We start from the raw sequence: 11,167 nt of genomic DNA, 5'->3' as shown, positions 1-11,167 counted from the left end.
CCGCCGGCTGCCCCCCGCCGGGCCGAGGCCCAGCCGGCGCGGTGGGCCTGCCAGGCAACCAGGGCCGGCGCGAGCAGCGCCGGCATCAGCTTCAGCGCGATCGCGACGGCGAGCAGCCCCCACATCCAGCGCCAGCGTTCGGCGAGCGCCGCGACGATCATCCAGGCGACGACGGCGGTGACCACGCCGTCATACCGGGTGCGCACGATCGTGCCGAGCACGAGCGGCGTGATCGCCATGAGGGTCCCGACGGCGACCTGCCGGCGCACCGGCAGCCGCAGCTGCCCGGCGGCGACGACGGCCCCCGCGGTGGCCAGCGCCCAGAAGAGCAGCATGAACCACTGGAACTTCTCGACATAAACCTGGCCGGGCAGGAACCGGGCCAGCCAGAAGATGACCGCCGCGCCCGGGGGGTACTCGAGGTCGACATCCCGGTAGGGCAGCCGGCCTGCCGCCGTCGCGTCCGCCGACCGCTGATAGGTCGGGATGTCGGTCAGGTGGAACCCGATCCACGGCTGCAGGTGCAGGTAGGGCCCGGCCCACAGCAGCGCGGCGACGGCTGCGAAGAAGGACGGCAGCCCCCAGCGCCGCAACTGCTCCGGCGACAGACCCGGGGCGCGGCCGAGGTCGGTCAGCGCCATCCGGGCAGCCACCCCCGCGCCTGCCATGCGCTCTTGGGGATGGTCAGGGTGCCGATGGAGTTGACCGTCTCGATGCAGCTGCTGCCCTTCTCGGTGCAGGCCCCGGTGCCGCCCTGGGTCTCCCGCTTGAAGAACACGTCGAAGACGATGCTCCCGGGCCGGCCCAGCTGCCACGCCCGCATCAGGCCGCCGATGATCGTGAACGCGATCGGACCCCACCAGTTGAGGATGTGCCCCTTCGGGGTGGGCCCGAGGAGGGCGCTCCACAGCCGCCGGTAGACGCTCCAGTCGGTGTTGCCGGTCTGGTCGGGGCTGCCGGTGCCATCTGTCTGGTCAGGGCTGCCGGTGCCGCCGGGTGCCGGTTCGGCGGTATGCCGCGGATCCGGCTTCTGCTCGACGTCGCTCGGGGTGCGCCACGAGGCGCGCTGGGTGCGGCTCACCGCTGGATGCGGCGCTCGGGGCCGCCGTGGTCGGGCTCTTCGCCGTCCGGCTTGTCGAGGTCCGGCTTCCCGAAGTCAGGCTTGTCGGAGTCGGGCCTGCCGGAGTCGGGCTCCTCGCTGTCGCCGAACTGCGCCGCCGCCGTCGCCCCACTCGTCCGGCGGGTGCCGGCGGCCAGGTGGTCGCGCCGGTTGTTGCGGGATGCGAGCCACCAGGCGAAGGCCGCCACCGCCAGCAGCACCAGCACGGCCAGCGGGATCCACGTCAGCGCAGTGAACCCCGACTCCGCGGCGCCCTCCGGCGTCGGCGTGATCGTGCCCACGGTCACCGGGTCGCCCTCGCTGTTGGTGCTGACCAGGATGGTCGGGGTGATGGTCACGGTGACCCGCCCGAAGCCCTGGGGGACAGGTGCGGCGCTGGCATACACCGCGGCATACGTCATCACCGCCGCAGTCGCCGTCGTGCAGGCCAGGCCGAGGCGCGCTCGCAGCTTCACTCTTGGCTTCTCTTCTCACTCGAGCCGGGGCGGATGACCGCCCCGCTCAGGGTACCGGTAGCACCGGACCGCCCCGTGCAGCCAGACCCCGTCCGCGGGCCAGGTTTCAGCGCCCGCGCGGCGCATACTCCGGGATCGTCTTCGAACTCGCCGCCGCCCGGACGATGCGGGTGTTGCGGGCCATCAGCAACCGGGCCTGCTCGATGCGTTCGCGGGCGAAGGTGCGGCGCGCCCCGGCGCCCCACGTGTCCTCGAAGATCCGCTTTGTCGCCGCCACCGAATCGGGCGAGCGCACGAGGATCTCCTCGAGCAACTCACTCGCGGCGATGTGGGGATCGGCGGCGACCTGCGTGACCAGGCCAAGCTCACGCGCCTGCTCGCCGGTCAGCGTCCGGGCCGTCATCGTCAGCTGCTTGGCCACGTCCATACCGACAAGCTGTTTGAGCGCCTGGATCCCGCTCATGTCCGGGATCAGACCCCACTTCGCCTCCAGCACAGACCATTTCGCGTCCGGTGTGGAGACCCGGAAGTCGGCGCCGAGCGCCAGCTGCAGCCCCGCGCCGTAGCAGTGGCCGTGCACGACCGCGATGACCGGCACCGGGATCCGCCGCCACGCCCAGCAGGCCTCCTGAAAGACGTTGGTGCCCAACCACGGTCGCGGCAGGAACGGCCCGCCGAAGCTCTTCAGTCCGCCCGCCAGCACGCTGGTGTCGATGCCGGCGCAGAAGGCCGACCCCTCTCCTGAGATCAGGACCCCACGCAGGCCGGTATCGCCGCGCAGCCGATGCGCCGTGGCCACCAGCTCCTTGAGCATCGGCAGGCTGAGGGCGTTCATCTTCTCCGGCCGGTCGAGGCGGACGAAGGCGATCTGGTCGGCCACCACGGTGGTCACGTGCTCGGTCATGGGTCCTCAGCGTAGGCACCGGCCGGGCCCGCGTCACCGGGGCCGCGTTGTGCGCACGCCCACACCCGCGGCTTCTCTTCTTGGGCCTGTGACCCGCCCGCCGGCGTGCCGCTCACCGTGGTCGAACTCAACGTGCTGGGCGGGTCGGCGAGCCCGGCCGCCGTGGATGAGGGGACGCGGGACGTCTCGCTGGTCGTCCTGACCGAACTCGACACGAGCACCGCGGCCGCGCTCGACGCGCTGGGCTGGGACGAGCGGTTCCCCCATAGGGTCGGGCGGGCCGACCCGGGCGGCTGGAGTCGGCCGCCGACCTCGCCGGCGCCGGATGAGCCCAAGAAGATTAGGTAAGACGCTTTGGCTGTTATAACCGCCAGAGTGTCTTACCTACCGGCGGGTCATCTCGGGGGCGGGCTCGTCAGCGCGTCGAGTCGCCGGTGCAACTGCGTCATCGCCGCCTCGAACTCGCTGCGGCTGAGGGCCTGCTCGGCCTCCTTGAGGTCGACGGTGATCGACCCGCCCGGGTCGATGGTCGCCACTGCCACCTCGCCGATCGAGTCCGCGCCCTGATGGCGCAGTGCCGAGTCGAGTTCGGCCGCCGTCATGCCGAGCCGGTCGAGGCTGTCCTCGACGATCTCGCCGTCTCGGACGACCGGGGTCGGTGAGCCGGATGTCAGCCGGTCGAAGGCCGGCCAGTGCTGCGCGGCCCGGTCCATCCCGGCGTTGACGAGGACGAGCACGATCGCACCGAGGATGCCGCCGGTGAGCGAGTTGTCGTCGCCGATGATGGCGTTCTGCACGACATTGCTCAGCAGCAACACCACGACGAGGTCGAGACTGTTCATCTGCGCCATCAACCGCTTCCCGGCGAGCCGCACGATGACCAGGATCGCGACATACACCCCGATGGTCCGCAGGATCTTTTCCGTCGCCGGGATCTGGAAGTTCCACATGTCACTCCAGATCGAGGTCCGCGCTGCGGGCAGGGCACCCGCCAACATGCTCAGCGTCATGCAGCGACGCTACGCCCGCGGGCGGGCCAGCAGCTGGGACAGCGTGTCGAGGATGGCCTCGACTCGCGCCGGGGTCCCCCTGCAGCGCCGCCAGTTCCGGCTCATGGACCGCCTGCGGCGAAGGCGACCATGACCGCCGTCTCCCGCCGCCGTGGCGCATCCAAGGGCACCAGTTCGCGCAGGATCGCGACGACGGTTGCGGCCGGGGTCGGCGTCGGCGCGGGCGGCGGGAAGCGCCAACCGGTCCCGGACCCCGTGCACGACAGCCTCGAAGGCACCGGTGAGCAGGTCCCTGCGTGTCGGGAAGTGATATTGCACGGTCCCGATCGCCACCCCGGCCGCGGTTGCCACCTCGCGCACCGAGGCCCGGTCCATGCCCTCGCCGGCGACGAGCTCGATGAGGGCGGCGGTCAGCTGATCGCGGGTGTTCCCCTTGACGAGCGCGGCGTATCTGGCGTCATACAGTTTTATGAATCTCTTATACGACCGTATGACGCGACGATCGGACCGCCTCGCGCTGGTCACCCTCGCGGGCCTTGCCCTGGTGTGGGGCATCTTCGCGCTCGACCCGGCCGCGTGGCCCGGCCTGTCCGGCGCGCTCGTCCAGTCCGGGCTCCTGCCCGCGAATGTCGCGCTCACCCGGCGCGCGCCACGCGTCAAGGCGCGCCTCGTCGCGGCACTGCAGCGCCGGGTGGTCAACCCGCTCGTCCGCGGCCTCTACCGGCTCGGCGTCAACCCGCTCGGCATCGCGCTGCTCGAGACGACCGGGCGCCGCTCCGGCCGAGTGCCCCAGGTGCCCGTCGGGGACAGCCGCGACGGCGAGGTGTTCTGGGTCGTCGCCGAGCACGGGCTGCGCGCGGGATATGTGCGCAACCTGCAGCCCGATCCGCGGGTGCGGGTGCACGTGCGGGAAGGCTGGCGGCGCCGCTGGCGGGACGGCGTCGCGACCGTGCTGAAGCACGACGATCCCTTTGCGCGGCAACGGGTCCTCGTCCGTGGCCACCCGCTGCGCGCCCTCAACGCCGCGAGCGTGCGCCTGCTCGGCGCGGAACCGGTCACGGTCCGGATCGACCTGCTGTCCGCGGACTCTCCGCCAGTTCGCGATCAGGCCTGGCGGGCCAACAACAGCACAGCGATGGCGCCCGGCGAGGGCACCTTTGTCGCGCTGGTCTCGTGCGCCACGCAGAGAAGGTGACGGAGCAGACGCCGGGCCTATGCCGACCCGGTGCCCCCCGCCTCGGGCGCGCCCCGCGCCGCGAGCGCGGTGGTGAAGGAGGGGGTCAGCGGCAGCCGCGGCAGCAACATCGCCTGGATGGCGTGATAAGTGTCGGGCTTGCCCACCCAGGTCTCGGCGTCCGGGGTATTGGTCGCGTCCAACTCCGAGTGCCAGGCGCCGCGGTCGAGATCGAGGAGGTAGGCCTTGGCATAGGCCCACCACTTCTCGACGAGCGGCCGCCACTGCGCCGACCCGTCGACATGATGTAGCGCCCACGCTGCGCCGATCGCTTCGGTGAGCACCCAGAACATGCGCGCGTGCGAGCTCGGGGTGCCGTCCCAGTCGGTCGTGTAGACGAAGCCGTCGGCGCCGTCCGGTGCCCAGCCGTCGGTGACGGCGCCGGCGACGAGGGCGCTTGCCGCGTCATACGCCCAATCCCACGCCGGCCCGCCGAGGGTCTGCGCCGCCGCCAGCGTCAGGCGCGCCCACTCGAGGGCGTGGCCGGGGGTGGCGCCGTACGGCCGGAACGGGTGCGCCGGCTGGTCCTTGTTGTAGTCCGGCAGCGGGGTGAAGTCGGCGGTGAAGTGCTCGGGGATGCGCCAGCTGTTCGCGCGCGCGAGCTGGTCGATGGCGCGGGTCACGATCCGCCCGGCCCGCTCGTGCCAGAGCTGGTCACCGGTCACATCGCCCGCGGCGAGATAGGCCTCCACCGTGTGCATATTGGCGTTGATGCCGCGGTAGTCCTCCTCCGTGCGCCAGTCGCCGGAGAACGATTCGCGGGTCATGCCCTGTGACTCGTCCCAGAAGAAGCGGTCGTGCACCGCGAGCGCGTGGGTGAGCAGATCAGCGGCACCCGCCGCTCCCACCGCCTGCCCGCTGGAGCCGGCGAGGATCACGAACGAGTGGGCGTAGGCCGCTTTCGTCGCGTCGGTGGGCCGGCTCCCGTCGGGCGAGATCGCGGCATACCACCCGTCGTGGCGCTCGTCGTGGAAGTTGTCGGCGATGCTTCGTATGCCGTGCTCGGTCAACTCGAGGAAGCCCGGCTTGCCGATGGCGGCGCCGAGCGCACAGACATGGGTCATCCGGCAGGTGATCCACAACTCGAGGTCGCGCTCGACGACCTCACCGTGGTCGCCGAGCCAGCCGAATCCCCCCGTCGTCTTCGCTCCCGCTGTGAAGTCGAGGAGGCGGTCGGCCTCCGCGGCGAATTCGGCGGCACGTTCGGCGGTGAACAGCGGAGCATCGGCCATGCCCCGATTCGACCACACCCGGGTCGGGCGGGGCGAGGCCGGCCAAGGAAACTCTGCTAACAGAGGTTGGTCGAATCAGCAGACCTAGGGAGGTGTGCTGATTTGACCAACCTCTGCTGGGATGGCGGCGAGCGTGCCATCATGCGCGAATGGGGACCACACCGGGCACGCCGCAGTATGCCCGTCGGGCCCTGCTGGTCGCGGCCGTCACCCTCGGCGCGCTGGTCGCCTCCGCCGCCTTCCGCTCCTCCACCGGTGTCCTCATGGAGCCGATCGAGAGCGAGTTCGGGTGGAGCCGGGCGACGACGGCCGGGGCGGTCAGCCTCAACCTCGTCCTCTTCGGGTGCATCGCGCCCTTCGCCGCGGCGCTGCTCGAGCGCTACGGCCCGCGCCGGGTGGTGACGATCGCCCTGCTCGTCGTCGGCGCCGCGTCCGCGCTGACGACGGTCATGACGAGTCCCTGGCAGTTGTGGCTGCTGTGGGGCCTGGTGATCGGCACCGCCACCGGGTCGACGGCGCTCGTGCTCGGCGCCATCGTCGCCAACCGGTGGTTCGTCGCCCGCCGCGGCCTGGTGACGGGCGTCTTCTCCGGCGCCAACGCGACCGGCCAGCTGCTCTTCCTGCCGGCGATCGCGGCGACGGCGACGAACTACGGCTGGCGCTGGTCGGCCGCGATCGTCGCGGTCCTGGCCGCGCTCACCGCCGTCCTGGTGTGGCTGTTCATGCGCGACCGCCCCCACGACATCGGACTGATCCCCTTCGGTGCCGCCCCCGGGTCGCCCGAGGCCGCGCCGGCCCCGCCGCCGGCCGTCTCCCCCGTCCGCGCCGCGCTGTCGGTGCTGCGCACGTCGAGCCGCACCTGGGTCTTCTGGGCGTTGATGCTGACCTTCTTCGTGTGCGGCTGGTCGACCAACGGCCTGGTCCAGACCCACTTCATCCCGGCCGCGCACGATCACGGTATGCCGGCCACCACCGCCGCCGGTCTGCTCGCCCTCGTGGGGATCTTCGACCTCGTCGGCACCATCGCCTCCGGCTGGCTGACCGACCGTGTCGATCCGCGCCTGCTCCTGATGGCCTACTACGCGCTGCGCGGCGGGTCGCTCTTCACCGTTCACTCCCTCCTCGCGCCGGGCGTCGAACCGGGAATGTGGGTCTTCATCATCTTCTACGGGCTCGACTGGGTGGCCACCGTCCCGCCGACGGTTGCGTTGTGCCGCAGCCACTTCGGGCTTGCTCACTCCGGCATCGTCTTCGGCTGGACGTATGCCGCGCACATGGTCGGCGCCGGCCTCGGCGCCTCCTTCGCCGGCTGGATCCGCACCGCCGACGGCACCTACCGCACGGCCTGGATGAGCGCCGGGGTCTTGTGCGTGATCGCCGCCTTCCTTTGCCTGACCATCCCCCGGTCACCCGCGGCGCCCGTCCCCGCGGACCACCTGCCCACCCCACCCACCCGCTATCCCGACGACGTCGACGACCCCGAGGAACTCACCTTCACCTGACCCTCCCCGTCGAGATGTCGATTCGGCCGCGTCGAGATGTCGATTCGAGGGCGTCGAGAGCGCAATCAGCGGTACGCAGGGGAAGCCAGGCCGGACTGGGAAGCCGCGGCATGCTTGTGGAGGAGTTCGACGACGCGCCGCGCGGCCGGTGTCGCGGCGATCGCCGTCCGGACGAGGGCATAGATCTCCCGGTGTGGCACCGGATCGGCCAGCTGGACGATCCGCACGTTCGGGGGCAGGTCGCCGGCCGCGAGTCCGGGGAGCATCGAGATGCCGATGCCGCGGTCGACGAACGCGAGCGCGACCCGGTGGTCGTTGGCCTCGACGATGGTACGCGGGCTGAAACCGGCCGCAGCGTAGGCCACGGACTGGATCGCGTGAACCGACCCGCCGGTCACGTCATTGGCGACGAAACGGTCCTCGGCGAAGTCCGCCAAGGGCACGGGGGTGCGCTTGCGGGCGAGCGGATGGCTCTTGTGCACGCACATGACGAATGGATCCTCGAGGAGGGCAATGCGCTGCATGCCGACAGGAATCCCCTCGCCCGCCAAGGCGATTCGCACGTCGATGTCCGGCTTCGTAGGGAGGTTCTCCCCGGGTATGTCCGTCAGGACGAGTTGCACCATGATGTCCGGGAACTCGCGGCTGATCCGGGCGACGAGGTCGGGCATCCACGCCTGGCCGGCCGACGCAAAGTGGCCGATGACGAGGTGGCCGGTCTTGCCCTCCCGGAGGTCGCGCACCAGCGCCGTGAGCCGGTTGAGACTGCGGAGAGCATCGCCGCTGGCCACCGCCAGTGTCATCCCGGCGGGCGTCGGCCGAACTCCGCGCCCCACCCGCTCGAGGAGCGTCAAGCCGGTCTCCTTCTGCAGTGCTGCGACCTGCTGACTGACCGCCGACGGGGTGAGCCGCAACTGGTCGGCGGCGGCCTGCACCGTCCCATTGGCGACGACCGAACGAAAGGTGGCAAGTCGGGTTGCGTCGAGCACGGGTCGATAATACAGATTCTCTTAATGGATGATCAGTAAGTCTCGCTTGTGCTAAATCATTAAACGCTGCACCATAGAGATATGGATCGCCCGATTGACCGTGACTACGCCCGCATGTTGACCGAACTCCGCACCGTCCGCCAGGACTGGCACACCGAACTGCCGCAGCCCAAGAAGCGCAGCATCGTCTACCGTCTCACCCACCGCGCGCACTGAAACACCCTCTGCACCAAAGAGAAAAGGGCGGCCTCGGACAGCGAGGCTGCCCTTTGTGCTCCCCGGGGACAGCGCTCAGCGCGCCGTCCGCATCGCCGCCGCCAGGTCCAGGTCGGCGATGACCACATGCCCACCCCGCTCCACCAACAGTTGAGCCAGGGCCCGGCCGATGCCATTCGCCCCGCCCGTCACGATGCTGACCTGGGGTGCGAAATGCTCCATTCCCGCAGGCTACCGGCCGGTAGCCCACGCGTGTACCCCCGGGCCGTGGATCGCTTCGCGCAGGCGTATGCCGCGGCGGGCGTGACCTGCTGGCCGCCGCAGGCCGTAGCGTGAGCGTCAGCCGGCCGCCGGCACGGCCGAGATATTGGCCGAGAGGTCGGCCGAGCAGACGCGGGCCGGGTCGGCCTCGCGCGGGTCGATGGACGCACCGTTGACGAGCACGACATCATCGAAGGCCGGACGCCCCTCGACCACCCCGGAGAAGCGGTAGCGCGTCAACGCCGTGACCCGGCAGGCGGAACCGAAGTCGAGGACGTCGAACGCGGACGGCTGCCCGCGCAACTCCTCGCCGGCCTCGCCGGTGATGTAGTGACTGAAGGGGCCGCCGCCGGTGAAGGTGCCCGCCTGCACCCGGTTGCCTTCGCGAAACGCCGTATGCATGTGCCCGTTGAGCAGGACACCCGCCCCCGTGATCCCCTGCACCGCCCACGGTTCGTGGCTGACGACGACATCGGGCATCTCCCGTCCCGCAAAACTGGCCAGCCAGCGTGCCCGGGCCGGGGCCTGTTTGTCCGCCGAGCCGTGTCCGTCGTCGCCGAACCACCGCGGATCGTTGAACCCGGCGATCCGCACGCCCGCGATCGTGAACTCCTCGTATCGCGTGCTGTCCGGTTGCAGGAGAACGACATTGGGTATGCGGTCGAGTCGCCGCAGCACCGCGTCGTCGGCTGCTGAGGTGGCATCGTGATTGCCCCGCACGAAGACATACGGCACACCCAGCGAGCCGATCCCTTCGAAGACTCCCGCGAACTCCCCCTCGGTCACCGTCCCGAAGTTGACCAGGTCACCGCAATCGATGACCGCGTCGATCTGCTCGGTCTCGATGAGGTTCTGCAACAGGGGGTACTGGTTGCCCGCGTGGATATCGGAGACCAGCAGCAGCCGCAGCACGCTCTCGCCGCCGATCGGTTGCGGCTCGTAGCGTTCCCGCAACGCCTCGCTCAAGGCCACCACATTGCGCAAGTACGGCGCGACCTGCTCGGATCGCACGGCGACGTCGTCGAAGACCCTCGAGTTCTGCTGGATGGTGCCGAGCAACCCGCTGGCCTTGAACTCCCGCGGCGTGCCCGATCGATAGGTTTGCGCCACGGTCCCCGCGATCGTCCCCAGTGCCAGCACCAGGGCAGTGACCGCCACGAGCGCCGTGCCCAGCCTCGGGCGGCGGCTGTATGACGCGGCGCGCAGGGCGATGGCCAACCCGATGACGACCAGCGCACCCACCCCGACACGAAACCCGAGCCCGATGGCAGCGTCCCGGATGGCGCGGTCCAGTTCGGCCGGCGTCGGCCGCAACGTCTCCAACGACGCGTCCCCGCTGCCGATCGAGGTGACCACGTCGGCCTTGACCTGCGGGAAGGCGCGCACGCCGGGCGCGATCCCGGCGAATCCGGCTTCGAGGTCTCCGAGCACCGTCGGCACGACGACCCGCCCGAGATCGGACGGGGAGGGCGAGAGTGCGAGCCGGATGTCGACATACTGCATGGACACGTGCGCCGGCATGACCACCGTCGTGACGATCCCGCCCACCATCCCCGCGGCACCGAGCACCACCGCCGCGACCGCCATCCGCACCGGCCGGGACCCGAGGCGATGTCCGGCCACCCACCAGGCGTGCAGGGCCGCGAGCGCCACATGTCCCAGCAGCGCCACGGCCAGGACGCGCTCGTAAGCCCCGTAACCCAGATCGCCCACCGCGGCCAGCCCCAGCCCGGCCACGAGCGCCAGCAGCACGCCCGCCCGGATCCGATCTCCCTCGCGCGCCCTGCGGCCGGCCACCGGCCAGCAGGCGAGCGAGAGCAGCGCCACGAGGGCGCAGCCGAGGAGCGGAGCCTCGACGACCGCCATCGAATCGCGCGGCAACAGCCCGAGCACCGTCACCGCTGCGCCGCCTACGGCGAGGACACCCCGGCGCGACCGCGCAACGGGCAGGGCGATCGCGGCCAGGACGACCATTAGTCCGGACAGGACGAAAGTGCCGACCGCGACCCACCGGAAGGGCACCCCGGCCGCCAGCAAGTCGGTGACCGACTGCTGGTCGGCGGCATACCCGGTGGGTTGCAGCGCCGACGCGATCCCCGAACCGACCGCATAGGTCAGCACCGCAGCAAGCGACGCGACGGCGGCCGTGCGCGGCATACCGTCCGCTGGCCGGCGGCCGAGGTCTGTCGGCGGCATCGGGCCGGCCCTAGTCGCCTGTCGTGACCGGCGCGTCCAGCCGCCCGG

At 70.9% G+C, this 11,167-nt stretch carries 14 protein-coding genes; 4 read left to right on the top strand and 10 right to left on the bottom strand.

What is annotated here, in order from left to right; genetic code table 11:
- The 4 genes from BN11_RS23730 to BN11_RS12155 form a co-directional block, all read right to left on the bottom strand.
- On the bottom strand, positions 1 to 641 hold a 641-nt coding region (locus tag BN11_RS23730; RefSeq protein ID WP_162213225.1), incomplete at its 3' end, for a glycosyltransferase 87 family protein.
- Positions 632 to 1,081, bottom strand: coding sequence for a hypothetical protein (locus BN11_RS12165; RefSeq protein ID WP_048698090.1), 450 nt, complete (start codon positions 1,079 to 1,081; stop codon positions 632 to 634). The genes BN11_RS23730 and BN11_RS12165, both read right to left, overlap by 10 nt.
- A complete protein-coding gene (locus tag BN11_RS12160) occupies positions 1,078 to 1,575 on the bottom strand; it encodes a hypothetical protein (protein ID WP_048698088.1) in 498 nt (165 codons plus the stop codon). Before BN11_RS12160 ends, BN11_RS12165 begins: the two co-directional genes overlap by 4 nt.
- Before the next feature lie 106 nt (positions 1,576 to 1,681).
- Positions 1,682 to 2,479 carry a crotonase/enoyl-CoA hydratase family protein gene (locus BN11_RS12155; RefSeq protein ID WP_048698086.1) on the bottom strand — a complete coding sequence of 266 codons (798 nt, stop codon included), beginning with the start codon at positions 2,477 to 2,479 and terminating at the stop codon, positions 1,682 to 1,684.
- Positions 2,480 to 2,584: 105 nt separating this feature from the next.
- Between BN11_RS12155 and BN11_RS12150 the strand changes: the two genes are divergently transcribed.
- Positions 2,585 to 2,827, top strand: coding sequence for a hypothetical protein (locus BN11_RS12150; protein WP_048698084.1), 243 nt, complete (start codon positions 2,585 to 2,587; stop codon positions 2,825 to 2,827).
- Positions 2,828 to 2,874: 47 nt separating this feature from the next.
- Here the strand turns inward: BN11_RS12150 and BN11_RS12145 are convergent, their stop codons facing one another.
- Together BN11_RS12145 and BN11_RS26145 are read right to left on the bottom strand one after the other, a co-directional pair.
- Complete coding sequence (locus BN11_RS12145; protein WP_048698082.1) at positions 2,875 to 3,489, bottom strand: DUF421 domain-containing protein; 615 nt, start codon at positions 3,487 to 3,489, stop codon at positions 2,875 to 2,877.
- 9 nt (positions 3,490 to 3,498) lie between these two features.
- The gene (locus tag BN11_RS26145; protein WP_083434017.1) at positions 3,499 to 4,044 is read right to left on the bottom strand and encodes a TetR family transcriptional regulator; all 546 of its coding nucleotides are present in this window, start codon (positions 4,042 to 4,044) and stop codon (positions 3,499 to 3,501) included.
- Between BN11_RS26145 and BN11_RS12135 the strand changes: the two genes are divergently transcribed.
- Positions 3,980 to 4,684, top strand: a complete 705-nt coding sequence (locus tag BN11_RS12135; RefSeq protein ID WP_083433717.1) for a nitroreductase/quinone reductase family protein — start codon at positions 3,980 to 3,982, stop codon at positions 4,682 to 4,684. The genes BN11_RS26145 and BN11_RS12135 overlap by 65 nt on opposite strands.
- Before the next feature lie 17 nt (positions 4,685 to 4,701).
- On the opposite strand, the gene BN11_RS12130 is transcribed toward BN11_RS12135, so the two are convergent.
- Positions 4,702 to 5,955, bottom strand: coding sequence for an AGE family epimerase/isomerase (locus BN11_RS12130; RefSeq protein WP_048698078.1), 1,254 nt, complete (start codon positions 5,953 to 5,955; stop codon positions 4,702 to 4,704).
- 149 nt (positions 5,956 to 6,104) lie between these two features.
- Here BN11_RS12130 and BN11_RS12125 point away from each other — a divergent pair, with 149 nt between their 5' ends.
- A complete protein-coding gene (locus BN11_RS12125) occupies positions 6,105 to 7,457 on the top strand; it encodes an MFS transporter (protein ID WP_048698077.1) in 1,353 nt (450 codons plus the stop codon).
- A 65-nt stretch (positions 7,458 to 7,522) separates the two neighbouring features.
- Here BN11_RS12125 and BN11_RS12120 read toward each other — a convergent pair whose 3' ends face one another.
- Positions 7,523 to 8,446 (bottom strand): LysR family transcriptional regulator, encoded by a 924-nt coding sequence (locus tag BN11_RS12120; RefSeq protein ID WP_048698076.1) that lies wholly within the window; start codon positions 8,444 to 8,446, stop codon positions 7,523 to 7,525.
- 81 nt (positions 8,447 to 8,527) lie between these two features.
- Here BN11_RS12120 and BN11_RS25615 point away from each other — a divergent pair, with 81 nt between their 5' ends.
- A complete protein-coding gene (locus tag BN11_RS25615) occupies positions 8,528 to 8,662 on the top strand; it encodes a hypothetical protein (RefSeq protein ID WP_268807107.1) in 135 nt (44 codons plus the stop codon).
- Between the two features lie 75 nt (positions 8,663 to 8,737).
- Here BN11_RS25615 and BN11_RS22680 read toward each other — a convergent pair whose 3' ends face one another.
- On the bottom strand, positions 8,738 to 8,884 hold the full coding sequence (locus tag BN11_RS22680) for an SDR family NAD(P)-dependent oxidoreductase (RefSeq protein WP_157044112.1): 147 nt from the start codon (positions 8,882 to 8,884) through the stop codon (positions 8,738 to 8,740).
- Positions 8,885 to 9,001: 117 nt separating this feature from the next.
- The gene (locus tag BN11_RS12115) at positions 9,002 to 11,119 is read right to left on the bottom strand and encodes a metallophosphoesterase family protein (protein WP_083433716.1); all 2,118 of its coding nucleotides are present in this window, start codon (positions 11,117 to 11,119) and stop codon (positions 9,002 to 9,004) included.
- Positions 11,120 to 11,167 lie beyond the last annotated feature (48 nt).

This window comes from Nostocoides australiense Ben110 (assembly GCF_001050535.1).
In the GTDB taxonomy this organism is placed as follows: Bacteria; Actinomycetota; Actinomycetes; order Actinomycetales; family Dermatophilaceae; genus Nostocoides_A; species Nostocoides_A australiense.
The sequence above is the reverse complement of the archived record's forward strand: the minus strand, read 5'-3'. Positions and strand labels throughout refer to the sequence as shown.